This is a genomic window from Rummeliibacillus sp. NPDC094406, assembly GCF_044763875.1.
GTDB lineage: Bacteria > Bacillota > Bacilli > Bacillales_A > Planococcaceae > Rummeliibacillus.
Genome location: NZ_JBIWGZ010000004.1, coordinates 189,379 through 216,197 on the forward strand (window position 1 = coordinate 189,379; position 26,819 = coordinate 216,197).

The window sequence follows — 26,819 nt, forward strand, 5'->3', positions numbered from 1 at the left end:
ATCCCTCCTTAAACGTATTTGGAAGCGGCTTTTTCTAAACGGCTTTGGAAGTAAGTTAATATTGAACAGAAAGCAAGATAAATCAGCGCAACCAATGAATATATGGCTAGGGGTTCATATGTAACAGCCGTAATTTGTTGCCCAATCATGGTCATTTCTGCAATCGTAATACTTGCTGCAAGAGAAGTTCCTTTTACTAAATCGATAAAGTCATTCGTAATAGGGGGTAGTGAAATACGGAAAGTTTGTGGTGCAATTACACGACGTAATACTTGACCGTAGCTCATGCCTAGAGATTCTGCGGCTTCCCACTGTCCTTTCGGAATTGCTAAAATTGATGCCCGAATTGATTCCGAAGAATAGGCTCCAGTATTTAGGGCAAATGTAATAATTGCTGCTGTCCAAGGGTCAAGTTCAATTCCAGCATAAGGTAGACCATAAAATGCGATAAATAGCTGAACAAGTAATGGTGTACCTCTGAATATCCATACATAAATACTGAAGATCGCCTTTAACAGCTTGAAGTGTGAAAGTTTAACTAATGCTGTAATGATTGCAATAACTAGGGCAATGGCAAATGCAATAAGAGATAAAGGAAGAGTGATCGTAAGACCCGCTTTTAAAACTGGCCAAAATGCCTCGATTGCAACTTCAAGTGAACGTTCCATTAAACGACCTCCTATGGTGAATAAATAGAGATTGCAAGAATTAACAATCTCTAAATCTGAAGACTATTTGTTCATGATATCTTTATTAAAGTATTTTTCTGAGATTTTAGAGAAAGTACCATCATCAAGTCTTTTTTGAATAACTTCGTTTAATTTTTCGCGGAAATCATCTTGATTTTTGTTTAGGATAAGCGCAATGTCTGTAGAACTTACTTTACCGTCTACGATTCGTAAATTTGCATCAGGATGTTCTTTTAAATAGGTAAGGAAAGTTACTTCATCATGGATTGTACCATCAGCGCGTTTTTGAGTTACTAGGTCAAGAGATTGTGTTAAATTTTCGTTTGGAACAATTTCTGCGCCTAGATTCTTTGCATCTTGTGCAAAGTTAGAAGTAACTGTTTGTGCACTTTTTTTACCTTTGTAGTCTTTAAGTGAATTGATTTCTGAATTATCTTTTCGAACTGCTAATACCGCATTTGAAATCATATAAGGAATAGTGAAGTCGTATTTTTGTTTACGTTCATCAGAAATAGAGATGTTATTTATAACAAAATCATATTTATCTGTATCAAGACCAGCTATTAGTGAATCCCATTTTGTTTCAACATAGTTTGGTTTCACACCTAAATCTTTGGCAATTTGATCTGCAATTTCATATTCGAAACCAGTTAATTTTCCTTTTGAATCATGAAAGCTAAATGGCGGAAAAGTTCCTTCAAGCCCAATATTAATAACTCCGTCTTTTTGAATTTGTTCTAATTTGTTAAGTTTTTTGCCACTATCAGCACTGCTTTCGGCACCTTTACCACAAGCTGATAATGAAGCTAATGCAACTAGTAAAATAATTGCTGTAAAAAATTTCTTCATTAAAAAATCCCTCCTCAATTAATTCTTAGTATTCTTATTTGGATTGTAAATATAATAAACCTTTTGAAACTAAAAAACAATCTATATTTTTAGAAAATTTAAAAATAAAAATAATTAATAGGTTGTAAGAGGATACTATGAAATAAAGAATAGGGATTATTAAGGAAAAGAGGCGATGGAATAACTATAGAAGTAAAAAATGGGATAAAGGAAATAGAGAAGGATAGCTCACTTGAGTTTTGGCTTAAACCGTGTAGGATGAAATCTTTCGTTCAGCGATAAAATTCTCATACTATTCATTTACAAAAAAAGAAAAGCCACTAAGGAGTGACTTGTTATATTCCTTCAAAACTAATCTTGTAATCTAGTTTTTATAGAAAATACAGTATTGACAGACCTATAGGCAGAATCCACAGCATTGGTATAAGATTGATGATGATAGCAACGCGTTTTTTACGTAACCGAAAGATCCAAGCAATAATGGAACAAACTATTACCGCAATCGGATAGAATCCAATTGTAAAGGCAAAAGTTACGTTATATAGGTTGAAGCCGGCATCAAAACTCATAAACGACAATCCGAAAATCGGAATCCAGAAAACTATACAAATTAAATAGAAGATTTGGCTAATTAATAGAAATATTTTCATAATCTCCCCCATTCGAATAAGTAATTCCTGTAATAATGGATTCTTTTAAAAGAAGAGTAACTCAAGAACCTTAAACGATTTACTCTTCTTTACCACATATGCCGTAAAAGAAAATATGGTGCATACTTTCAATTAAATCTGTATTGTTTTCTTGATTAACCATTTCAACAAGTTCTTGATAATGCTTTAAATAAAAGTTTATGAATACTAAAAATGCTTGCGTTGTAACTTTTTCTGAAATTTCCCCATTTTCTTTCCCATCCTCTATCAGCTTAATCATAGAGGGAATTATTTTTTCATTAGTTTCCTTTTGAACATACTCAGCCAATTCTTTGTCTTCAGTGAGTAACTGGTTAATCAGAAATGGTGATAAGGTATGATAAGCTTCCTTATCCTGTAGTATCATTCGTTCGATCTTTTCCTTAACTGTTCCATCCTGTTGCATGTATTTCTGAAAATCAGAAATAGATGAATCAATATAATTTTTGACTACTTCATGTATTAACGCTTCTTTACCACCAAAATAATTATAAATAGTCACTTGTGAAACCTGGGCAGCCTTAGCGATATCGGCAATACGTAAGTTGCTGGGCTCCAATGTTTTTAGCATTTCAAGAGTCGTATTTAAAATTTTATCTTTTATTAAAGCAGCTCTTTTCTCAAAACCGTTCATTTATTTCTCCTTAAATTGAAAATTTCTTATTTATGAAATTATAGCATATTAATATTTCATAATTATATTGACACGATTATTGCCAAAGTTTAATATGATTATGAAATGTAAAGGGACGAATATTTCATAATTATTCAGGAGGTGCTAGGGTGTTAGAAGTTCATAATGTTACAAAAAAGTTCAAGAATGGAAAAGGGATATTCAACGTATCTTTTTCGATTATGCAAGGTGAGGTTTTCGGTTTTTTAGGGCCAAATGGTGCCGGGAAGTCAACAACCATTCGCCATATTATGGGTTTTATGAAACCGGATACTGGTTTTATAAAGGTTAATGATTTAGATACATGGAAAAACCAAGGTGAAGTTCAAAAATATATTGGCTATTTGCCAGGAGAAATAGCATTTCTTGAAGGGATGACTGGCAAGGGCTTCTTAGATTTTATGGGTGAAATGCAAGGATTGAAAGACCTATCAAAGCGCAATAAATTAATTGAACGCCTTCAATTCGATGTAAATACGCCAATACGTAAGATGTCCAAAGGAATGAAACAAAAGGTAGGCATTGTAGCTGCTTTAATGCATGACCCTGAAGTCATTATCTTAGATGAACCGACATCCGGATTAGACCCGCTAATGCAAAGAGTGTTTATTGAATTAATTCTTGAAGAAAAAGCAAAAGGAAAGACAATCTTATTATCATCACACAGCCTGCCTGAAATCGAAAGAACTTGCGATAGAGCTGCGATTATAAAGGACGGTATAGTGATTGCGGTAAAAGATATCCATGAATTACAATCCATGCAGCGTAAGCTTTTTGAAGTAACCTTTCAAGATCCTTCTGATGCAGCAGCTTTTGCAAAATCAAACCTGCATATTGAACTTCATGAAAAAAATACGGTGAGAGTAGCTGTACAAGGAAACTTTGATGAATTTTTGGCTGAAACCGCTAAATATCATGTACGAAATATAGATGTATTTACTCAGAACCTCGAGGAAATTTTCATGAATTATTATGATAATGCGGGGGGATTATAATGAATTTTTCACTTTATAAGCACATGATGAAAGTTCACCTAAAAGGAATGATGAATTATGCTATAGGATCAGCCTTTTATATGCTTCTAATGGTTTGGGTGTATCCTAGTATCGCAGAAAATACAAAATCTTTAAATGATTTTATGAAAGTTATGCCAAAAGGTGTTATGAAGGCATTTGGGTTTGAAAATGGCTTTGGAAGCTTTGAATCATATATTTCGGGTGAATATTATGGAGTAATCCTAACAATTATCTTAACGATCTTTTGTGTTATGTTGCCTACTCAGCTAATGGCGAAATTAGTTGATCAAGGTTCAATGGCGTATTTATTAGCTACTCCTACTACAAGGGGGAAGATTGCTTTTACACAAGCAAGCGTTTTATTAACAGGTGTTTTTCTTATTATGCTAATTACGACCATTTCTGGTTTTGTGGGATACGGTATATTTATGAAAGGAGAAAATTCTTTTCATGCAATTAAATTTATTCAACTTAATATCGCAACGTTATTCCTTTTCATTGCAGTAGGAGGGATTTCATTTTTAATATCTTGCTTGGCAAATGATGAAAAGAAAGCACTTGGAATCTCAGGTGTGATAGCATTTGGCTTCTTTAGCTTAGATATGATCGGTAAGATAAGTGATAAGGTCGAATGGTTAAGAAATATAACTATTTATTCTTTGTTTAGACCAAGTGAAATTGTAAGCGGAAGTGCCGATATAGTGCAAACATCTATCATACTATGTTTTATTGGAATACTTACCGCTGGAATAGGTATATTAATTTTTAGAAAACGTAATTTACCTTTATAATTTAGAACAGTTAGAAATGCTCAACTGATCAATTAGTACCAAAAGAAAATTTTCATAGTATATATCTGCTATTAGATGAAGTGGGATTAGCTCCGCTTTCCGTGGGCGAACTGACGAGCCTCCTCGCTGGGCTCCGGGGTCTCGTCTAACTCGTTTTCCCACAGGAGTCTCCGCTAATTCCACTTCAACGAAGATAGATATACAAGATTTTTATCATAAATTTACATCTATTTTTACTTTTTCAGTGCACTCAAAAGGAAGACAGGCGAGACCATCTTCTTTCGTAAAACGATGGAAGCGGCTCGGCCCTCTCTAGCCACTGAAAGAATCTGCCCGCAGTGAAAATTAACTATCGTAATTATCTATATTTATTTTCTATAGTCTAAAACCGAAGAGTTTCCTCTTCGGTTTTTTTATGGAATGTTTAATTTGATGGTTTATATTTAGAAGAAATAGTTATTGTGTCAGCTCTCCTCTCAGATTGCGAGAATGAAACGTTGTCCCGTTTAAATGAGTGAGACAACAGAGTTACGCGTTGATTTGTGAGTTTAAAGTGATGGCACTATGGATATGAATTCATAACTATCCATTTAAATAGCCTTTAAAATTGAACTAATTATATTATTTTCTTATTAAATGACTATGTAACTTTTCCTTATTCTGCTATTTTTTTAAAATAGCGATAGACTTTTTCTAATTTTAGTGTCTGCTTTCCCTTTGAACTTTCCATATTTCCGAATTCAAAAAATTTCACTTTTTTTATTCCTACAAAATTAAATACAGCTTTCTTCATCAGGATTTTATGTGCATTATTCAACCAAATAAGTGGATATTTTGTAGGTCCCTTCATGGTTGACACACATACAACAGACTTCCCTTTTAAAAGCCCCTCTGGCAATATTCCCTTCTTATCTCGATAAGCAAAGTTAGATGCAAACAATTGATCAATATATCCCATAAGCATAGCAGGTGGACGTCCCCACCAAATCGGATAAACAAATACAATCTTGTCAGCCCAAGTGATCTGCTTACGATATTTCTCTAATTCAGGATCTCGGTACATATCCCGTCTACGCTTTTCTTCATTAAATACTAAAAGTGGGTCAAATTTATCTTCATATAAATCTAAGACCTGTAATTCTTTAATGTTAGGATTTTCATTACATCCTTCGATAATTTTTTGCAAAAATGAATGATTTAGACTGTTGTGATTTGGATACGTGTAAATGATTAACGCCTTCATAGCATCTCCCTCAATACTTATCATTTGATAACTAAATAATACAACTCATATCATTTTGTTGTCAAATGATAATTGTTTTTTGATAACTATTTTGATATGTTATCAAAAAGAGGTGAGAAAAATTAATAAGAACGCACTATTCAATAAAGTAATAGCATTTACAACATCCGTACATCAAGTAACACATGATTTAACACATAACATCAAGTCAGATTCACTTACTACTGTTCAATACAAAATCCTAGAATATTTAAAGGTTAGTCAACCAGTCACACTTAGTGAAATTAGCGATTGTCAGCATATTTCTATGCCAAATACGAGTAGAGAAATAAAAAAATTAAAGGAAAAGAATCTAATTGAAAAAATAAGTAATCCTGAAGATCGAAGAAAACAATCTATTTGCCTTTCTAGAGAAGGGGAAATCATGATGAATGAGGCATTTGCCACGATTGAATCACGCTTCCTAAACCGAATACAGAATACTACTGAAAAGGATATAGAAGAAATTGAACAAGCTTTAAATATTCTACAAAATAAACTGTTTCATCCATAAACATAGGCGAGGAAATGTTTTAAATATTCTTTGAACTGTTAAGTATAGAATTTATTAAGATGAATCAATTTATAATTCAAAGATTTGATAAAATACACGAACATTAAATGTGCCATTGTTATATGCCATATATATTAGAACATTATCTATGGAGCGGAAGATGGCGACTCCTGCGGGAAAGCGCCATCTGGAGCGACATACTAAGTAAATACTGGAAATGAGATATCAACAGTAACCTTGACTTGTTTATTTAGAAAATATTCGTATTGTTTAACTAGAAAAGAATAATCATTGGAAGTGTATTCGAATGGAGATTCAATGACTATTGAACAAAATTTTCATCGTTAAAGAGCTGTAGTATACAATATCTGATTGTATATTACAGTTTTTTTATTTCTACAAATAGTGTGTTTTACTTGCTGGTAGATAAGCTTCAATGTGAGGTATTCGTTTAACTGAAAGCTACGCTAAATCAGCTATTAAAAATTAATAGATTTTAGAGGATCTATGTTCTAAAAATCGAGAGAAAATCATCTAATTAAATAGAATTAATTGTTTTCAGAAATGGTATACAGGCATTTGTAATCTATAAATATTAGTCATCAAAGAAGTTAATTTCATCAAATAGAAAATATGAATGGGAAGTTACGGTTTATTTATGGAATCTACTAAAAAATATAGTTCAATCAAATGGAGGGGAATATATGAGAAATGTGATTATAACAGGTGCAGCTGGAGGAATAGGACAAGCGTTAGTGAAAAAATTTGTAGAACAAGGTGATTTCGTATTTGCAACAGACCTGCATCTTGACCAAGTTAAGAAATTAGAAGAAATTTTTCCAGGAAGAGTACAAGCTATCCAATTAGATGTGACGAATGAAATCTCAGTGAAACAAGCTATACAACATGTTGCAAGAAAGGGTCAAGTAGATGTCATAGTCAATAATGCTGGCCTCCAATATCGAGCAAAAGTAGAGGATTTTCCAACAGAACAATGGGATCTTCTAATAGATGTCATGTTAAAAGGAACTTTCCTTATGACAAAACATGCAATGCCTTACATGAAAGAGCAGCAATATGGCCGAATTATCAATATATCATCCATTCACGGAGATAAGGCAACTCCGGAAAAAGTAGCTTATGTAGCAGCAAAACATGGCGTGATTGGCATTACAAGAGTGACAGCACTAGAAGGAGCTAAATATAATATTACGGCAAATGCTGTTTTGCCTGGACCGGTAAAAACTCCACTTTTAGATAGACAAATCAAAGAATTAGAGGAAAAAGGGCTTGATGAAGGGCAAGCACTTGCCGAAATTATTTATCCGAAACAAGCGATGAAACGATTGATAACACCAGAAGAAGTTGCAGACGGCGTGTATTTTTTAACATCAAATGCAGCAACGGGTATTACAGGTGAAAACTTAAGTGTTTCAGGTGGAATATAAATTCTGCAAGTTAATACAGGAAAAAACAAAATAATAACAACTCACAATAATTTTAGATTGAATAAGAGTATGATAATGAAAGAATTAGGTTGGTTTTATTTATGACAGTTTTGAATAAGAAAGGTAGTACCTTGATCCAGTTATATATACTATTGTTGATAGGTGTTTGAAAATAAAGATAATATCGAAAGTTGAATCAAATGTACCATTTACAGATTTACCATATCTTTAGAGATAAAGCTATGGTAAAAATAAAGTAGGCATCAATTTATTTTGGAAGGACGTACGATTTTGTTTGAAACATTACTATTAGACTTCATGTTTTTACTATTACCATTTATAGGTTATTCTATATTTTTCGATGCAAAGAATTATCCTCATTTAAATCTAATCTTTTCTATTATGGCTACAATTTCAGTGATTGGTTGTTTATCATTACCAATTCATTTACAGAGCGGATTTATCTTCGATTTACGATATATTTCTTTTATCATTATTGCGCTTTATTGGGGATTTAAAAATGCACTTATCCCTTATTTTGCACTTAATTTATATCGATTTATTATTGGTGGAGATGGCATTATACAGTCATTTCTCTTTTCAACGGTCATTTTAATAGCTGCCTCATTATGTAGCAAAAAATTTCTTTCTTTGGATACTAAGTATCGTATTCCATTTGCCGGAATGGTTTCTTTCTTAACGATGGTTTTTTATCTTTTTACACTTAGCTTTCAAACACCATTAAATCATGAATTTTGGATACTAGCTATTAATGCAACGGGAACTCATTTAATTATGATGATTATTATGGTTAGTATGATAGAGCGACTTATTGCCAATATGAGAGCGCAAAAATTGATTATGCAATCAGATCGTTATCAAGTGATTAGTGAATTATCAGCTAGTGTAGCTCATGAAATACGAAATCCGCTTACTACAACCCACGGCTTTCTGCAATTATTAAGTCAATCAGAATCGGTTCCATCAAAAGAAAAAAGTTATGTTGATTACTCGTTACAAGAATTAATACGTGCCGAAAAAATTGTTAGTGATTTTCTTACTTTCTCCAAACCTCAATATGAAAATATGGCAGATTCTAATTTAAAAGAAGAAACTGAGTATGCGAAAAACATACTGATGCCATATGCAAATATGCATAATGTAGATATACAAACCCGTTTTCATAATTCTCTGCATAAAAGTTTCGATAAAAGTCAGATTCAACAATGTTTCATTAATTTATACAAAAATGGTATAGAGGCTATGAAAGAAAAAGGCGGCAAATTGGAAATTGAAGTCTCTGAGCAAAAGAGGACCATCATTCTAAAAATAAAGGACTCAGGAATTGGGATGACAGATGAACAGATTTCATCATTGGGAAAACCTTATTATTCAACGAAAAAGCAAGGGACTGGACTTGGCATGGTTATGGTTTATAATGCTATCCATAAAGCTGGGGGTACGATTAAAGTAGAAAGTAAAAAGGGGAGAGGTACTACATTTATCATATTATTTCCTGTTTAGGGGAAGTTTTACTTCATATGGGTAGTTAGAATACCTATATGAAGTTTTTTGTAAGTCTGATTTTCATCTCAACACAATCACATTCCAAAAATTACACCACAAAAAAACCTCAAAGTCTTTCCACAGATTTCCCTGCATATATTAATAGTTATAAATCGAACTTCAACATATGAATTCATACGAATATGTTAAAATATTACTTACATAGGAATTAAAAGGAGGTTTCGATATGGAAGACAACATATTGTTATCTAAACTTATTCCACCAGAACCGGCTATCCATTACATGAGACGATCGAAAGTAATGAAGAAATTAGCCAATAGCCATCGGGCTAAGCTTACTATTTTGCATAGTGGAGCAGGTTTCGGTAAAACTTCAGCTTTGGCACAATTTTTATCAGATCAAAATATAGTTTTTTCATGGTATCAAGTGACTGAAGATGATGATGATATTTTGCCTTTTTTACGTCACTTATTTTATAGCGTACGGCGCGTGCAGCCTTCTTTTGGAGAGAAAATGAGCGGATGGGATCAACTTTCTATGTTCCCAAAGGTAGAAGAGTTAAACAAGCTTTTTACCCTTTTTATAAATGAGTTTTGCAAAATAAATACTCCTTTTTTTGTAGTGTTAGATGATTACTATCTAGTAGATCATATTTTTCATATACATTATGTCATGGAAAAGTTGATCGTACATTTACCACCAAATATTCATCTTATTATTTCATCTAGAACAAATCCTTCTTGGAGTTATATACGGAATCTAAGAATTAATCATCAGTTAGTCGAATGTGTTGAAGAGGATTTTGTTTTCTCAGCTGAAGAAATTCAAGTTTTCTTTGAAGATTATTTTGATCGGCAAATTAATGAGGAGCAAGTACAACATATACTCCAAACAACTGAGGGCTGGGCAATCGCTATTTTATTCCTTGCGACTCAAACAATTGATTTAGAGAAATCCATTAAGAAATTGCAGAATCCTTCGGCAAATGACTTTTTCCATTATTTATCAGAGGAAGTATTTGAATCGCTGGATGAATTCGAAAAAGAAGCCATTATGAAGTTTAGTATTTTCGAATCGTTTTCTTATGAATTAATCGAAACATTTTATGGAGAACGATTTTCAGAACTGCTTCAAAATCTTGTGCATAAGCATGTGTTCATCCAACCTTTAAGTGGCCATTCAGAGTTTCGATATCATGTGTTGTTTCAGCAATTTTTAGAAGTTAAAATGATGGAGCAGAAACTAGAAGAATATATTTCACTGCATCTAAAGGCTGCTAAGTATTACACTCAAAAACAAAACTCAGTACAATCAGTATTTCATGCGATGAAAACGAAAGATGAAGATTTTATTGCTTCGACTTTAATTTGTTTTGCAAATCAATTTATAGAAGTTGGAAAATTTGATTGGTTTATCGAACGAATTCGAGAGTTATCTGAGAAGACGATGGCAGAACACTTTCAACTTTACTATTTTGAAGGAGAAAGCCAACGTTTCCGTGCACAATATGAAAAAGCAAAAAAGGCTTATGAAAAATGTATTCGTTTTGCTGAAGAATACAATGCTTATGACGTTATTTTTAAAGCAAAGGCAGGAATTGCACATATCTATTTGGATACTATTCAACCGTCACTTGCTGAAAATTATTTGCAAGAAGCGCTTGAATTAGTAGAAAGAGCGGAATTAGAAGAAAGTCATCTCCAGTTTATACAGAAACAATATGCAGAAAATCTAGTGAATCTAGGCAAGCCCTATGAGGCAGAAGAGTGGGTTGCGGAGGTAGGGCTACCTCCTGACGTACTGATGCAAGGAAATTTAGATGCAAGAATATTATTACGACAAGGAAAACTCCATGAAGCAAAAAATCTACTAGAGAATCGATTAGACACAAGTAGTCTTGCATCGGATGCGTATAGAGAGAGAGATGTTTTACATGCGTTCATATTATTATTATTAGGTGAACATGTGATAGCTTTAGAATCGGCAAATAAAAGTATTACTAAAAAAGAAAATGAGCACGCACAATATATACTTGCGGTAGCATACCTACGTAAAGGACATACACTATTAGCTTTGAATCCTTCTGACATAGCTGAAGCAGAACAATGCTATAAAAACACGATTGAAATAATGGATCGTATTCAGGTGAATCGTGCAAAGGCAGAATCCTATATGGGTCTTGCAATTGTAAAAAGTCGGCAGGGTCAACTTGATCAAGCCATCATGTATGCGCAACTGGGTTTAATTGAGACAGAAAGAGTACATGATCACTGGGTTTCAGCCCTGCTTTATGTCGCGTTATCCGTTATCTTTGTGGAGCATGAACACTACGAAGAAGCAAAAGAAACACTTAAAAAAGCTAATAGAAAATTTGAAAATACAAAAGATTATTTTGGGTTGACAATTGTCCATTTTTGGGAAGCTTATTTGGCTTATTTACAAAATGATGATATTGCATTTGTATCAAATTTTAATCGCTGTATATCTACTATTGTAGAAAAAAATTTTGATTTTTATATCAGAAACCAACATATTTTTGGACCTAGGAAGAACATAGTGTGGTGGCAAATGATGCAAAAATGGACGACTTTACAAGAAAATCCATCCCCTTATACTCTAAGAATTTATCAATTATTAGAAGTGGATGCTAATCTTCCAGTTCCGAAACATTTATATACAATACATTTATTAGGGAATTTTACAGTGTATAGAGATGATAAAGAAATCGATGAAAAAACTTGGCAGCGAGAAAAAGCGAAAGAGTTATTGATCTATCTCTATTTGAATCAAACAAGATTTGTGTCTAAAGAAGAGATGATAAATGTCTTATGGCCAGATGCTACAGAAGAATCTAGTACGAGAGATTTTAAAGTAGTCTATAATGCTTTATTAAAAGTGCTAGAACCGAGCCGTTTACCCCGTGCGGAAAGTGCCTATGTTGTTCGAAAGCAGTCAATGTACAAACTGATGACAAATCATTGTATTACAAGTGATTTAGATTCATTTAAACAATTTATATCTTTTGGGATGCAGGAAAAGGATCCTTATTTTTCGAATGAATGGCTTTTAAGAGGAATTCGAATATATAGTGGTAAATTGATTGCAGACAAACACCAATTAATATGGCTTCAAGATATACGTGAGGAGATACAATTTCTTTTTTTGGAAGCTATAGAACGATTGGCGCAGAATTATATCCGTTTAAAAGAATTTAACCAAACCATCTATTGGGCAGAACAGTTGTTAAAAATCGATGATACATGGGAAGAAGCATATCGCTTAATTATGTATGGCTACTATCAGTTACAGAATCGGACGCAGGCGGTTAAATGGTACGAAAAATGTGAGAAAGTATTAAAGACAGAATTGAATATTGAACCGATGGAAACAACCATTCAAATGTTCGACATGATCTTAAGATGACCTAGCGTAAACACGTTGGGTCTTTTTTATTTGTAACTGGTTTGTAACTAAGAACAGATATGATACAACTACAGCAAGGTGTAAGAGCTTTAAAAATAAAAGGGGGGTAAGTAAATGAAAAAATGGTTGCTCTTTTTAGTAGTTGCGGTAATGGTATTACTTGCTGCATGTGGAAGTGCAAAAAAATCCAATGGCTCTGCTTCTAATGAGAAAGAAAAAGAAGGTGGAACAATCAAAGTTGGTGTATTGGCATCTTTAACAGGTGCGTTGGAATCATACGGTAAACAGACAAAACAAGGCTTTGAACTTGGACTTGATTATGCAACAGATGGCAAAATGGAGGTTGCTGGAAAGAAGATTGAAGTGGTTTGGGAAGACACGGAAACGAAGCCTGAAGTTGCTGTACAAAAAGCAACAAAATTACTAGAAGATGACAAGGTGGACTTCTTAGTTGGATCTTCTAGCTCTGGCGATACTCTAGCAGTCTTACCGTTAGCAGAAGAATACGAGAAAATCATGATTGTAGAGCCAGCAGTAGCAGATAGTATTACGGGTTCTGAGTTTAATCCATTTATCTTCCGTACTGCACGTAATTCATCACAAGACGCATATGCAGCCGCAGCAGCGATTGCAAAAAAAGGAACGAAAATAGCAACATTTGCACCTGACTACGCATTCGGATTGGATGGTGTTAAAGCTTTTAAAACAGCTGCAGAAAAATTAGGTGCAAAAGTAGTGTTAGAAGAGTATGCAGACCCAGCTGCGACGGACTTTACTTCTAACCTACAAAAAATTATCAAAGCAAAACCTGATTATTTGTTTGTTGTATGGGCTGGAGCAAATTCACCTTGGAATCAAATCGCAGATCTTAAATTAACTGAAAAAGGAATCAAAATTTCAACAGGTGCTCCAGATATAACTGCACTTCAATTGATGAAGCCACTAGTTGGAATGGAAGGATTCTCTGTGTATTATCACACACTTCCAAATAACAAAGTGAATGATTGGTTAGTAGCAGAACATAAAAAAAGATTTAACAATACAGTACCTGATTTGTTTACACCAGGTGGATTCTCAGCTGCTGTAGCAATTGTAGAAGCATTAAAGAAATCAGATGGTGATGCGGATGGTAATAAACTAATACCATTAATGGAAGGTATGTCTTTTGATACTCCTAAAGGAACAATGACATTCCGAAAAGAAGATCATCAGGCATTACAACCAATGTATTCCATTAAATTAGAAAATCAAAAAGGCGTTGATTACCCTGTTCCTGTACTAATTCGTGAACTAACACCTGAAGAAACTGCGCCACCAATACTCAATAAAAAATAAAATGAATCTTTGAATTGATTTCATTATTCAAAGTTTCCCTAAACAACTCGAATAAATAATATTAGATTAAGCCTTTGTTCTTTATCTAAACACCATTAGGATTTTGTCTATGAAGCAAAAGACGGCGACTACTCGAAAATGCATTTCTATTTCCTTGGTGCGAGGTTAATTCAGGAGGTTCTTTCAAAGTGTTACGGGAAAAGCTTGACTTAGTGAAGGTACTGAAAAAGTAAAAAAGATGAGAATTTATAATGAAAATCTTGTATAACTATCCTGGTTGATGTGGAATTAGCGAAGACTCCTGCGGGAAAGCGAGACAGGTGAGACCCCGCAGTGAAGCACGGTACGGGCTTCCGAGGAGGCTCAGCGCTCGCCCGCGGAAAGCGAAGCTAATTCCACATCATGTAGAAACCAGATAAAGACTATGAATATTTCTATTTAAACTGTTTTTCAGTACCCAAAAAGGAAGCTAAGCCCGTGGAAAGCGCCGTCTATAGCGGAACATGTTCAACCCCTATAGGACGTCGTTTAAAACTTTCCTTTAATTAAAGTTAAATAACTGAGAGCTACAGACCAAATCGTAGGTCTAGCTCTCTTCAAATCTTTTTACATAAAGAAGATTTCAAGAGAGCAAGACGAAGGAGGAATGACATTGGAATCAATCATTCGAGCAGAAAATTTAAGCATTCAATTTGGTGGCCATCTAGCAGTTGATGGCGTGAATTTCGAAATGCCAGCAAAACACTTTAAATCCATAATTGGACCAAATGGAGCAGGAAAGACAACTTTTTTTAATCTTCTAAGTGGAGAATTGAAGCCTACATCAGGAGAAATCTTTTTACGAGGAAAATCCTTAGCAAATGATTCGCCGATCGAAAGGACGCGAAAAGGGCTTGGTCGTTCTTTTCAAATTACCAATGTCTTTCCTAATCTAACTGTATTTGAGAATGTTCGACTTGCTGTTCAATCCCGTGGAAAAATTCGATTCAATTTTTTCAAACATTATATGCAATATAAGGCGATTACCGATGAAGCTATCGAAATTCTAGATCAAGTGTTGCTTGGTAATAAAGTAAATGCAATCGCTAGTCAACTTTCTCATGGAGAAAAGCGAAAACTAGAAATAGCGATGTTGTTAGCACTAAATACTGAAATTTTATTGCTAGATGAACCAACTGCAGGAATGTCTTTAGAAGAAGTTCCAGCAATCTTAGATGTCATTCGTTCAATTAAAGATAAAGGAGATAAAACCATATTATTAATTGAACACAAGATGGATATGATTTTAGATTTATCAGATTCGATTATGGTGCTCTTTAATGGAAAACTTTTAGCGGATGGTACGCCTTCAGAAATAATGAACAATGAAATCGTTCAAGAAGCCTATTTAGGAGGACTCTATAATGAACAACTTATTGAAACTTAATCAGTTGCAAACACATATAGGACAGTATCATATTTTGCAAGGAATTGAATTTGAAGCAAGAGAAGGTGAAGTATCTGTATTGCTTGGCAGAAACGGAGCGGGTAAAACGACTACGTTAAAAACTATTATGGGGTTGACACCTGCCACGCATGGAAACGTGCTTTTTGACGGGCAAGACATTACAAAACGAAAACCATATGATATTGCGAATTTAGGGATTGGGTATGTGCCAGAAGATCAAGGGATTTTTAATGAATTAACAGTAGAAGAGAATATGAAAGTTGCTATGCGGAAAGAAACAGATGAAATCTATGCAAAACAAGCTTATGTACTTGAATTGTTCCCTGATTTGAAAAAGTTTTGGAAAAAAGCGGGAGGTCATTTGTCAGGTGGTCAAAAGCAAATGTTAGCAATGGCAAGAGCATTTGTAAATGATAGTAAGCTTTTGTTAGTCGATGAACCCTCCAAAGGATTAGCGCCTATTGTTATTGAAAAGGTAATGGAGGCAATTACGGAGATGAAAATGAAAACAACCATTATTCTTGTTGAGCAGAATTTTATAATGGCTAGTCGTATTGGGGATACCTATACATTAATTGATGATGGCAAAACCGTTCATTCAGGGTTAATGAATGACTTGATTGGAGATGAGGAATTGAAGCGGAAATACTTAGGAATTGGTTAGGAGGAACCGAGTATGGATTTATTCTTTAATTTATTGATAAACGGTCTAGCGACAGGAATGCTAATCTTTTTACTCGCAGCTGGGTTAACACTTATTTTTGGTTTGATGGATGTTCTTAATTTTGCACATGGCGGACTGTTTGTTTGGGGTGCCTATGCAGGAATTTTCGCTTACATTTGGTCGGGGAGTTTTTTCGTGGGTATACTTGGCGCAATTGTCACAGGGCTTGTATTCGGATGGATTACTGAGAAGCTAATCATTACACCAGTATATGGCAACCACGTACAACAAATCTTAATCACATTAGGATTTATGCTTGTACTATCCGAATTTATAAAAGTGGTTTTTGGACCAAATGGTATTCCAGTAGAAGTACCTTCCTATTTAGCGGGAAGCTGGGAAATTGGCGACGTAATTTTAATTAAATATCGCATCTTTATTATCCTAATTGGGCTTATTATTTTTGGAATATTCCAATATATATTGAAGCGAACAAAGATTGGGTTAATTGTGCGAGCTGGTGTGATGAATAAAGAAATGGTGCAAGTATTAGGGATTAACATCAAACGCGTTTTTTTATTTGTATTTATGACAGGATCGGCTCTTGCAGCTTTAGGAGGTGTACTAATGGCACCATACTCCGGGGTTATTTATTCTGAAATGGGAATGGAATATGCGATTTTAGGATTTATCGTAGTGGTAATAGGGGGCATGGGGAGCTTTTCTGGTTCATTAATGGCAGCTATATTGGTGGGGCTTGCAGGTAGTTTCATGGCGTACTATGTACCGTATTTGTCCCTTGCAGTCAATATGATATTGATGGCGATTGTATTAATCTTCCGACCTCAAGGCTTATTCACAAATGCGAAGGAGGGTTAACAAATGAAGTTGGAAAAATTCTATTCTATTAAAAATATAATATTTTTGATAATTCTTTTAGCGTTGATCCTCTTTCCTTATATTGCAGATTCTAGGACATTAACAATATTAATGACCCAAGTATTTATCTTCAGTATTTTAGCGATGAGTTATGATATTTTACTTGGCTATACCGGAATCGTGTCATTTGGTCATGCAATGTTTTTTGGAATCGGTGCCTATACTACAGCAATTATGCTTAGTACATATGACAACACAATGACAATTTTCCTTATATCTATACTAATAGGCGTATTTTTTGCTGGGATTGTTAGTTTCCTGGTAGGTTTACTGACACTTCGCTTAAAGAGTCATTTCTTCGCTATGCTGACATTGGCCATATCAGGATTGTTTTTAGTGCTAGCCGAAAAATGGCGTACTGTCACAAAAGGGAATGATGGTTTTACATTTAGAGCACCAGATGCATTTAGAGACCGCATTTTCTTCTACTTCTTTGTCTTAGTTTGTTTAGTAGTAGTGTTCCTTGTACTTCGAAGATTTGTATCTTCTCCTTTAGGAAAAGTGTTGATCGCAGTTCGTGAAAATGAGCAACGGACTAGATCGTTAGGTTTTAAAACACTAAACTACAAAGTAATTGCTTCAGTAGTAGCTGGTGTGACTGCCAGTTTATCAGGATCACTTTATGCGATATCTCTTCGCTTCGTCAATACAAGCGTGATGTCAATGGATATTACATTAGATGCACTATTAATGACCATCATTGGAGGCGTTGGTACTCTAGTTGGACCAATCATCGGAAGTTTCGTGATTGAAATTGCTCAACATTATTTATCAGGGCTTGCAAAAGATTATCCAATTTTTGAACGTTGGATTATTTTCTTCGGATTACTTTATATCCTTGCTGTGATTTTCTTCCCGAAAGGTATTGTAGGTACAATCTATTCGAAATATTTGATTTGGAAGACAAAAAAAGTGAAACACAAGCAGCAACCACCATCCGTACCATTGGCGAATGATAAGGAGCGATTCGAATGAATGTAGGGATTGTCAGTACAGGAATCTATTTACCAAATTATCGAATGACAGCAGAAGAGATTAGCCGACAATCCAATGTTCCAGTCGATGTTGTGCAAACAAAATTAGGAGTTATTGAAAAGACGATTGCAGGACCAGAAGATCACACTGTCCAAATGGCTATATGGGCTGCGAAAAAGGCATTAGAAAAAGCGAATCAATCTCCCAGAGAAATTGATGTCATTATTTATATAGGCGAGGAGCATAAGGAATATCCATTATGGACCGCAGCAATTAAAATTCAAGAAGAAATTGGTGCTTCAAATGCTTGGGCATTTGACATACAGCTTCGATGCGGAACGACCATCATGGCAATGAAGGTTGCTAAGAGCTTGATGTTAGCAGACGATCAAATTCATACAATCTTACTGGCAGGTGGTTATCGCAATCATGATTTCATAGATTATACAAATGACCGCACACGTTTCATGTATAACTTAGGGGCTGGCGGTGGAGCCATGATATTGCGAAAAGGAGTGATAGAAAATATCGTACTTGAGAGCGATGTAATCACGGATGGCTCATTTTCTGAGGATGTAGTTGTACCTATTGGCGGAACAAAGCAACCGTTAACACCAGAATTATTACAATCAGGTGCATATCGATTAGATGTGACGGACCCTGAAGGTATGAAAGCACGCCTTGAACAAAAATCATTAAGTAACTTTTTAAAGGTAATTCGCCAATCTTTAACGAAAAGTGGCTATGATGAATCCAAATTATCCTACCTTGCCATGCTGCATATGAAAAAATCAGCGCATGATTATGTACTCCATTCGCTAGGGTTAAAAGAATCTCAATCAGTTTATCTTTCACATTACGGGCATATTGGCCAAATTGATCAAATATTATCATTAGAGCTAGCTTTAGAAGCAGGTAAGATAAAAAATGGTGACATAGTGACACTTGTTAGTGCTGGAATTGGTTATGCATGGGGAGCAGTAACAATTCAATGGGGAAAACAAAAGGGGGAGATTGTATGACAAATCATCAAGAAGTATTAAAGAAGGTACAGTTAACAAATGGAGAAACAATTGCATATCGTGAAAGAGCAGGTGGCGAGGAAATTCTCATCCTAGTCCATGGTAATATGACATCTTCAAAACATTGGGATGTATTGATGAAAGCATTGAATGAAAGATTTACTATTCTAGCTCCCGATTTAAGAGGGTTTGGGCAATCTTCCTATAATAAACGGGTATCACATATCCGTGACTTTAGTGAGGATTTAAAGCTTTGGGTTGATGCATTAGGTCTAAAAGATTTTACTTTAATGGGTTGGTCTACTGGAGGTGCTGTTGCTATGCAATTCTGTGCAGATTACCCCGGTATATGTCAAAAGCTCATCCTATTAGCATCAGCATCTACAAGGGGATACGCATTTTATGATTCAAATGTAGATGGTACACCAAATCTATCAAAAAGGCTCCTAACTTTAGAAGAAGTAGAAAATGATACCGCTAAAACATTACCAGTGCAAAATCTATATGATACAGCGAACCGTGAGGGATTGAAAATTGTATGGAATGCGCTTATTTATACGCATAACCAACCTAGTGAAGCGCAATATGAAGCGTATATTGATGACATGCTAACACAACGTAATCTTGCGGATGTTTATCATGTGTTAAATACATTTAATATTAGTACAATTCATAACGAAGTGAGCAGTGGACAAAACGAAGTGAACAAAATTCAAATACCTACTCTTGTTCTCTATGGTGAACGTGATTATGTTGTAGCGGAAAGTATGACAAAAGAGATTATCGAAGATTTTGAAGGGCGTGCTAAAGTTGTGAAACTAAATAATTGTGGTCATTCACCATTAATCGATGATCTACCACAATTACTTGGAGTAATTGAACAATTTATATAAAGGGGGAATCGAGATGAGATTAGAAAATAAGGTGGCTATTATTACAGGAGGAGCGAGTGGAATCGGATTAGCTGCCGTTAAACTTTTTGCGCAAGAAGGTGCAACTGTCATCATTGCTGATTTTAACAACGAAGCTGGTAAAAAAATTGAAGCAGAACTAATTGAAGAAAACTACCATGTAGCTTTTTATCCTATTAATGTAGCAGAACGGGGAAGTGTCAACACTGTCGTTAAAAAAGTTCTCGAACAATATAACAAGATTGATATATTAGTGAATAATGCAGGGATAACCAATGATGCGATGCTATCGAAAATGACGTCAGAGCAATTTGATCAAGTCATCGATGTCAATTTAAAAGGCGTATTTAATTGTACGCAAGCTGTTATTCCTTCTATGGTGGCACAAGGTTATGGGAAAATTATTAATACTTCATCGGTTAGTGGTGTTTATGGTAATGTAGGTCAAACAAATTATGCTGCCACAAAAGCTGCGATTGTTGGGATGACGAAAACCTGGGCGAAAGAACTTGGCAGAAAAGGAATCAATGTCAATGCAGTTGCACCTGGTTTTACTAGAACACCGATGGTAGAGAAAATGCCTGAAAAAATATTAGAGAAAATGGAATCTATTGTCTCCCTTCAGCGATTAGCTGTTCCAGAAGATATCGCGAATGCTTATCTATTTTTAGCTTCAGATGAAGCGAATTATATCACTGGTCATGTATTACATGTAGATGGTGGGATCATGATGTAAGGGGGAAGAACATGCAAACTGAGCAATCATGGATATTAAAAAGAGCTTCCATCACTCCCGATAAAACATCATTGGTCGATTTTGCAACTGCTAGAAGTTGGACCTATCAACAATTAGCAGATGAAGTGAAAAAATGGGCAAAATTTTTGGGGAACAATGGATTACAAAAGGGCGATCGAGTTGCAGTCATTGCTGAAAATAGGATTGATCTATTTGCTATTCTTTTTGCTTGTGGAATAGGGGGCTATATTTATGTCCCCTTAAACTGGCGATTAAGTCAGCCAGAACTTAACTATATTTTGCAAGATTGTACACCCTCACTACTATTATATGAACATCAATTTGTTACGCTTGCAACGAACAATCCGCAAATAAAATCATATTCAATTACACCAAATCTTCAAGTTGACGATGAAGATTTACCGAAAAATGACTGGAATTCTAATGATGCATGGTTGTTGATCTACACAGGGGGAACCACTGGCAAGCCCAAGGGAGTTGTATTATCCTACGATTCGGTAAATTGGAATGCCTTTAATACAATCGTGAGTTGGGATCTTGGAAGTGATGATTGTACATTGAACTATATGCCATTATTTCATACTGGGGGGCTTAATGCCTTATCTATTCCAATCCTTATGGCTGGAGGAACTGTTGTCATTGGAAGAAAGTTTAATCCTCATGAAGCGATTCAAGCTCTTAATGATTATCAGACAACCATATCCTTATTTGTCCCTACAATGTATCAAATGATGATTGAAACAGATGAATTCAGAAATTCAACTTTTCCAACAATAAAAGTTTTTATATCAGGCGGTGCCCCATGCCCAGTCACGGTACATGAAGCGTTCTTAAGAAGGGGATTGCGATTTAAAGAGGGCTATGGATTAACAGAAGCTGGACCAAATAATTTCGTCATACAACCGGAAGAAGCAGCAAAAAAACTAGGATCCGTCGGTAAATGTATGCAATTCAATCACATAAAGATTCTAGCTTCAAGTGGATTAGAATGTAGAAGTAATGAGGTAGGGGAACTTTATATTAAAGGAAAGCATATGTTCAGTGGATATTGGAATAACTCTGCGGAAACTGCTAAAACCATTGTCAACGGATGGCTTCGTACTGGGGATTTAGCAAAGATGGATCAGGATGGAGATTTCTTTATTGTAGGACGTGTAAAAGAAATGATTATTTCGGGTGGGGAAAATGTCTATCCTCAAGAAGTTGAACAATGCATTATCACACATCCAAAAGTAAAAGAGGTGGCCGTTATAGGAATTCCTGATCACCATTTGGGTGAAATTGTTACGGCCTTTATCGTAGCTGAAGATGCATTTCATGACGACGAAGAAATTCAAGTCCTATGTAGAGAATTTCTTGGGGGGTATAAAATTCCGCGACGTATACACTTCATATCAGAACTACCAAAAACGCATGTTGGGAAAATTGATAAAAAAAAATTGCAAAGATTTGATAAATGAGCGACCTGTAGACAATCAGGTCGTTTTTTTTTGTTTAGAAAAGGAGGTATGGAACCTGCGATTTCGAGTAGAAAAGCAGTAGTTATGTAGGAATTTAAACAGCCTAAAACAATTGAAACAAAAATATTTTTAATAATGTTGCATGTTTTTGAAAAAAACTACTAAAATATTATTAAAACAAGTTTTGAATAATTTGTTAAAGGTTGTTATTTTTATTCCAAAATCTTCTTTTATTTAATAAAAATCCAATAATATTTATTAATGTAATACAAAAGGATTAAACAGTATCAACATATCAGTTTTATGATATTAGGAAAATATATTCATTTAATCAAAATTACTCAACTACGTTATAAAGGGGGGATTAAAGTTGGTGAATGAAAAAGAGTGTTGTAAATTCCGCGAATTCATGCAAGATAATGAAAAGTTTCTAAATAATCCAGTTATTAAAGATTTTATATCCGAAAAAGCGAATTATCAATTGTTGAAACAGTCCATTTGTCATCCAACTTTTCAAAATAAAGAACTGTTAGATCAAGCGTTTCGAGGGTTTTATTTTAATATTCGATTTACGGCATATATTTCTTCGACACTTTACTTTCATGCAATAAATTTGGATAAAAAAATTAGTAAAGTGAATTACCGTTTTCCTTTAACACTAGATAAACCAGTAAAAGAAGATTCAGAAATATCTCTCAAAGACTTTGCAATCTATCACGAAGATTTTGAATTAAAATCCGATAACATACTAGATTATATAACGGATCCTAATATTTATAAGGCATTGCAGAGCTTAACATCCAACCAAAGAAATATCCTTTACCTTGTTTATATAAAAGGATGGACAGACTCAGAAGTTGGAAGTTATTTGAAAAAGTCACAGCAAGCCGTGTCAAAGTCCCGCAATAAAGCAATAAAGAAAATTAGAAGAGATCTTAACTTATCTTCGGAAAATTGTATTTTATAATTCGATTTTGAAGGGGGGATTTTAATGGTTGAAACTTTATATCAGTTGGCAATTGATTCAAAACATGACACTGAAGCAGTTGAAAAGGTATTAAAGGCTTTCAAACCCAAGATAAAAAAAACCCTACAACAAACTAGTTTTCAAAACAGAGATGATCTAGAACAAGAACTCCAACTCAAATTAGTTAATATCATAAAAATGTATGATATAGAAGAAATCGATGGATTTTGGGGATTTTACGAAAAAGAAAATGATCGAATTAATGGATGTAAGCAATCACTTAATAGAAACGAGGTGAGAAAATGACTCCTACAGAATTTCCACTTTGGGTAAGCTTACTTGGTAATTTCGGATTTCCAATAGCTATTACTGTATATCTATTTCTCCGTTTTGAAAAGAAATTCGAGAAATTGGAAGATGTAATCATGAATTTGAAAAATCATAAAAGATAAATGATTATAATTTACAGAATTTTCTTTATTGTTAGATTGGACAATCAATCGCATCGAATAAAATTATGCTCAAGGGAATCCAGTATTTTTCTAGATTATAGGTGGGGAAATGCTGGATTTACCGTATGTTAAGTATGCAGTCATTTATGATCATGATTTATGATTGAATCTCTTATTTAAATGATTGTTCAGATTATACAATGGTGTTTATAGTGAATTTAATTGATATAAATTTAATCTGGTTAACTGTTTATGCATGTGGCTGAAAACAAGTTAAGAGTTAATAAGGCTCTGTTCGTATAATTTGTTGCAGTGTAAGACATACATGGTTTATTTCACTAGGGAAGGTCAGGGAAAGTAGAATTAAAGATAAGATTTTTAGAGGTTTTTATATCTTTACTATTGAAATAAAGATAAATGGATGAATATTTTAGATAGGAGAGAATGAAATGAATATAAAAACAAAAAGGCTAGTGATACGTAAATTAAAATTAGAAGACTGGCAAGATGTCTATGAATACACATCTATTAGTCATGTGATGAAATATATACCAGAAGGTGTTTTTACGAAAGACAATGCTAAGAATTTTGTTAATGAAAATAGTGGTGAAAATCCTGAGAAGTTCGCTGTGGAATTGAAGGATGAGAAAATTGTCATTGGTCACATTACATTTTTTAAGTGTTTTGGTGAGCATACATATGAGATTGGCTGGGTGTTTAATCCGAAATATTATAATAAAGGATACGCTTCAGAAGCTGCAAAAGCTATAGTAGATTATGGTTTTACAAAGATGAAAATACATAGGATTATTGCTACGTGTCAACCTCAAAATATACCTTCCTATCGAGTAATGGAGAAAATTGGAATGAGAAGAGAAGGTTATTTCAAAAAATGTATCCCAAATGGAACTGAATGGTGGGATGAGTATTATTACTCTGTATTAGAAGAGGAGTGGGAATGAGTTTTTAGAAGAATACACAAGTAAAACCACCTCGAATGGTACGTTCCTTTCTGGTGGTATGATGAGTTTTTTAGGGAATTAGAATGTGCCAGATGATATAAATTATATAAATGCTTAATATAAACCAGCGTCTTTTCATGTATATGTGAAGAAATGCTGGTTTTTCTATTCAAAGCTTGATTAAACAATATCAAAGCAGAAGGGTGTACAAAGGAGTATTAAACTTAAAACTTATATACACTATGTTAATTTTTTACGGTGAAGTATTAACATAGTGTCTACTTAAATGAGAGTATTTTTAAAATATAATTTACGTATAGAATTTTCTGAATTCTACAATTTTTATTAATTATTAATAAGGGAGAGAAGCGCATGGAAATTCAAGCAATTAACGAAACGTATTTAAGAGATAAAAAGGCAGTTATTAATTTGACGAAAAAACTTGTGCAAATTCCTAGTGTTTACAGAGAGAATGATCCGGAAGGCAACGAAACAAAAGTTGCGATGTTTGTTGCAGCGTATTTAGAAAATATCGGTATCGAAATATACGTGGAAGAAGTGGTACCAGGAAGACCAAACGTGATTGGGGTTATTGACTCAGGTAAACCAGGGAAAACTCTCCTTTTTGAAGGTCATACAGATGTCGTAACGGAAGGAAATAGAGAGGCATGGACATATGATCCTTTTAGCGCAGAAATTGTTGATGGACGAATGTATGGTAGAGGCACAAATGATACAAAAGGTAATTTAGCATGCATGATTACGGCTGTACAATCGCTGCTACTAGATAAAGAAGTATTTAATGGAAAAATAATTCTCTGCATTCCTGTTGATGAAGAGGGTTTAATGCTTGGTATTAAGCATTTTATCAAACAAGGATGGGCGGATGGCGTAGATGGTGCCATTATATGTGAACCTACAGAAAATAATGTTTGTATAGCACAGCGTGGTGCGATTCGTCTTCAAGTCGATGTCTTCGGCAAGATGGCTCATGGGGCAATGTCTTGGAGCGGGATTAATCCAAACTGGAGAATGGCTAGACTGATTGTGGAACTGGAAAAACTAGAGAAAGAAGAGCACCAAAGATTAGGGGAAGATCCATTATTGAAATGGCCTTCTATTACACCAACTATTCTAAAAGCTCCTGTTAAAGGTGAAGCGCAAATTAATGTCATACCCGATCATTGTATGATGACACTCGATATTCGAACTCTACCTGCTCAAGATCATGATGAATTGCTTGGCAAAATCAATACGATTATCGAAAAACTAAAGAATGATGATCCGGATTTTAAAGTGAAATTAACGGTTTTGGATAATCGTCCTGCAACCAGCACTTCAAAAGAAGACTCTGTTGTCCAAGCAATTTATGAAGCTGTCAGAAATGTAACAGGTTCAGAACCCATGTATAATGGTGTACCTGGAGCTACGGATGGGACATTCCTTTATATGCATGGGGTTCCAATTGTTACGATAGGAGCAGGAGACAGAGATATTCCACATCAAATAAATGAGTATGTAGATATTGAAGAGCTGGCTGTTACGACAGCAATTTATAGAGAAGCAGCATTACACTTTTTAAATAGTGAAGGTGTCGGCAATGAAAAATAAAAAATAGCCATTAAACCAGGAGATGGTATTGGAATTGAAGTGATGGTTGAGTAACTAAGAGTATTGGAAGTATTACAAGAAATTGGTCCAGACCTTGAAATAGAAAAGAACTGTTTACATGGAGTTCGGATTATTACTTCATCATGGAAAAATGATGCCAAATAATGCTCTCCAAATTCACCAATTCTTTGTTGCAATCCTGTTTGGAGTTACTGAGGATGCAAAGTGTACTAGATGATATTGAATAACCCTTAGACAAATAATCTATTCAGCTTCAAAGACCTGAGCTCGGTATTCTACCAGACTTAGGTCTTTTAATTTAGCCTCCATTCGTTTGTGATTGTAAGAGTGTGTATAGTCCGCAAGATATCGTTAGAAATGAGCTATACTATCAAATTCCTGTAGATAAGGGAGC

At 34.5% G+C, this 26,819-nt stretch carries 25 protein-coding genes and 1 pseudogene; 20 read left to right on the forward strand and 6 right to left on the reverse strand.

Features of this window, described 5'->3' with window-relative positions:
- Positions 1–8: 8 nt before the first annotated feature.
- The 4 genes from ACIQ4I_RS12660 to ACIQ4I_RS12675 form a co-directional block, all read right to left on the reverse strand.
- Complete coding sequence (locus ACIQ4I_RS12660; RefSeq protein ID WP_403096367.1) at positions 9–668, reverse strand: amino acid ABC transporter permease; 660 nt, start codon at positions 666–668, stop codon at positions 9–11.
- A gap of 63 nt (positions 669–731) precedes the next feature.
- A complete protein-coding gene (locus ACIQ4I_RS12665) occupies positions 732–1,538 on the reverse strand; it encodes a transporter substrate-binding domain-containing protein (protein WP_403096369.1) in 807 nt (268 codons plus the stop codon).
- A gap of 371 nt (positions 1,539–1,909) precedes the next feature.
- Positions 1,910–2,188: a hypothetical protein gene (locus ACIQ4I_RS12670; RefSeq protein ID WP_403096371.1), complete on the reverse strand. Its 279-nt coding sequence runs from the start codon at positions 2,186–2,188 to the stop codon at positions 1,910–1,912.
- Positions 2,189–2,267: 79 nt separating this feature from the next.
- On the reverse strand, positions 2,268–2,861 hold the full coding sequence (locus ACIQ4I_RS12675; RefSeq protein ID WP_403096372.1) for a TetR/AcrR family transcriptional regulator: 594 nt from the start codon (positions 2,859–2,861) through the stop codon (positions 2,268–2,270).
- A gap of 149 nt (positions 2,862–3,010) precedes the next feature.
- Between ACIQ4I_RS12675 and ACIQ4I_RS12680 the strand changes: the two genes are divergently transcribed.
- Complete coding sequence (locus ACIQ4I_RS12680) at positions 3,011–3,895, forward strand: ABC transporter ATP-binding protein (protein ID WP_403096374.1); 885 nt, start codon at positions 3,011–3,013, stop codon at positions 3,893–3,895.
- The gene (locus tag ACIQ4I_RS12685; protein WP_403096376.1) at positions 3,895–4,707 is read left to right on the forward strand and encodes an ABC transporter permease subunit; all 813 of its coding nucleotides are present in this window, start codon (positions 3,895–3,897) and stop codon (positions 4,705–4,707) included. The genes ACIQ4I_RS12680 and ACIQ4I_RS12685 overlap by 1 nt, the downstream gene beginning before the upstream one ends.
- Before the next feature lie 655 nt (positions 4,708–5,362).
- Here the strand turns inward: ACIQ4I_RS12685 and ACIQ4I_RS12690 are convergent.
- Positions 5,363–5,950: an NAD(P)H-dependent oxidoreductase gene (locus ACIQ4I_RS12690; RefSeq protein WP_403096378.1), complete on the reverse strand. Its 588-nt coding sequence runs from the start codon at positions 5,948–5,950 to the stop codon at positions 5,363–5,365.
- A 121-nt stretch (positions 5,951–6,071) separates the two neighbouring features.
- On the opposite strand from ACIQ4I_RS12690, the gene ACIQ4I_RS12695 reads away from it, so the two are divergent.
- From ACIQ4I_RS12695 to ACIQ4I_RS12780, 18 genes are all read left to right on the forward strand, one after another.
- Positions 6,072–6,503, forward strand: a complete 432-nt coding sequence (locus tag ACIQ4I_RS12695; protein ID WP_403096800.1) for a MarR family winged helix-turn-helix transcriptional regulator — start codon at positions 6,072–6,074, stop codon at positions 6,501–6,503.
- 704 nt (positions 6,504–7,207) lie between these two features.
- Complete coding sequence (locus ACIQ4I_RS12700) at positions 7,208–7,951, forward strand: 3-hydroxybutyrate dehydrogenase (protein WP_403096379.1); 744 nt, start codon at positions 7,208–7,210, stop codon at positions 7,949–7,951.
- A 291-nt stretch (positions 7,952–8,242) separates the two neighbouring features.
- Entirely contained in the window at positions 8,243–9,475 is a 1,233-nt protein-coding gene (locus ACIQ4I_RS12705) for an ATP-binding protein (RefSeq protein ID WP_403096381.1), read from the forward strand.
- A 229-nt stretch (positions 9,476–9,704) separates the two neighbouring features.
- Positions 9,705–12,902 carry an AfsR/SARP family transcriptional regulator gene (locus ACIQ4I_RS12710; RefSeq protein ID WP_403096383.1) on the forward strand — a complete coding sequence of 1,066 codons (3,198 nt, stop codon included), beginning with the start codon at positions 9,705–9,707 and terminating at the stop codon, positions 12,900–12,902.
- Between the two features lie 114 nt (positions 12,903–13,016).
- A complete protein-coding gene (locus tag ACIQ4I_RS12715; protein WP_403096385.1) occupies positions 13,017–14,237 on the forward strand; it encodes a substrate-binding domain-containing protein in 1,221 nt (406 codons plus the stop codon).
- 646 nt (positions 14,238–14,883) lie between these two features.
- Positions 14,884–15,663, forward strand: coding sequence for an ABC transporter ATP-binding protein (locus ACIQ4I_RS12720; protein ID WP_403096386.1), 780 nt, complete (start codon positions 14,884–14,886; stop codon positions 15,661–15,663).
- Positions 15,641–16,348 (forward strand): ABC transporter ATP-binding protein, encoded by a 708-nt coding sequence (locus tag ACIQ4I_RS12725; RefSeq protein ID WP_403096387.1) that lies wholly within the window; start codon positions 15,641–15,643, stop codon positions 16,346–16,348. Before ACIQ4I_RS12720 ends, ACIQ4I_RS12725 begins: the two co-directional genes overlap by 23 nt.
- Positions 16,349–16,360: 12 nt before the next feature.
- A complete protein-coding gene (locus ACIQ4I_RS12730; protein WP_403096388.1) occupies positions 16,361–17,227 on the forward strand; it encodes a branched-chain amino acid ABC transporter permease in 867 nt (288 codons plus the stop codon).
- Positions 17,228–17,230: 3 nt separating this feature from the next.
- Positions 17,231–18,262 carry a branched-chain amino acid ABC transporter permease gene (locus ACIQ4I_RS12735; protein ID WP_403096389.1) on the forward strand — a complete coding sequence of 344 codons (1,032 nt, stop codon included), beginning with the start codon at positions 17,231–17,233 and terminating at the stop codon, positions 18,260–18,262.
- On the forward strand, positions 18,259–19,284 hold the full coding sequence (locus ACIQ4I_RS12740; RefSeq protein WP_403096390.1) for a 3-oxoacyl-ACP synthase: 1,026 nt from the start codon (positions 18,259–18,261) through the stop codon (positions 19,282–19,284). Before ACIQ4I_RS12735 ends, ACIQ4I_RS12740 begins: the two co-directional genes overlap by 4 nt.
- On the forward strand, positions 19,281–20,177 hold the full coding sequence (gene phaZ, locus ACIQ4I_RS12745) for an intracellular short-chain-length polyhydroxyalkanoate depolymerase (protein WP_403096391.1): 897 nt from the start codon (positions 19,281–19,283) through the stop codon (positions 20,175–20,177). The genes ACIQ4I_RS12740 and phaZ overlap by 4 nt, the downstream gene beginning before the upstream one ends.
- Before the next feature lie 13 nt (positions 20,178–20,190).
- On the forward strand, positions 20,191–20,931 hold the full coding sequence (gene fabG / locus ACIQ4I_RS12750; protein WP_403096392.1) for a 3-oxoacyl-ACP reductase FabG: 741 nt from the start codon (positions 20,191–20,193) through the stop codon (positions 20,929–20,931).
- An 11-nt stretch (positions 20,932–20,942) separates the two neighbouring features.
- Positions 20,943–22,412, forward strand: coding sequence for a class I adenylate-forming enzyme family protein (locus ACIQ4I_RS12755; protein ID WP_403096393.1), 1,470 nt, complete (start codon positions 20,943–20,945; stop codon positions 22,410–22,412).
- 373 nt (positions 22,413–22,785) lie between these two features.
- Entirely contained in the window at positions 22,786–23,379 is a 594-nt protein-coding gene (locus ACIQ4I_RS12760; protein WP_403096803.1) for a sigma-70 family RNA polymerase sigma factor, read from the forward strand.
- 24 nt (positions 23,380–23,403) lie between these two features.
- The gene (locus ACIQ4I_RS12765; protein WP_403096395.1) at positions 23,404–23,685 is read left to right on the forward strand and encodes a helix-turn-helix domain-containing protein; all 282 of its coding nucleotides are present in this window, start codon (positions 23,404–23,406) and stop codon (positions 23,683–23,685) included.
- On the forward strand, positions 23,682–23,831 hold the full coding sequence (locus tag ACIQ4I_RS12770; protein ID WP_403096396.1) for a YvrJ family protein: 150 nt from the start codon (positions 23,682–23,684) through the stop codon (positions 23,829–23,831). The genes ACIQ4I_RS12765 and ACIQ4I_RS12770 overlap by 4 nt, the downstream gene beginning before the upstream one ends.
- A gap of 449 nt (positions 23,832–24,280) precedes the next feature.
- Complete coding sequence (locus ACIQ4I_RS12775) at positions 24,281–24,793, forward strand: GNAT family N-acetyltransferase (RefSeq protein ID WP_403096397.1); 513 nt, start codon at positions 24,281–24,283, stop codon at positions 24,791–24,793.
- 372 nt (positions 24,794–25,165) lie between these two features.
- On the forward strand, positions 25,166–26,404 hold the full coding sequence (locus tag ACIQ4I_RS12780; protein ID WP_403096398.1) for a M20 family metallopeptidase: 1,239 nt from the start codon (positions 25,166–25,168) through the stop codon (positions 26,402–26,404).
- A gap of 264 nt (positions 26,405–26,668) precedes the next feature.
- Here ACIQ4I_RS12780 and ACIQ4I_RS12785 read toward each other — a convergent pair.
- Positions 26,669–26,761 (reverse strand): annotated as a pseudogene (locus ACIQ4I_RS12785) (hypothetical protein); the annotation flags it as partial.
- Between the last annotated feature and the right edge of the window lie 58 nt (positions 26,762–26,819).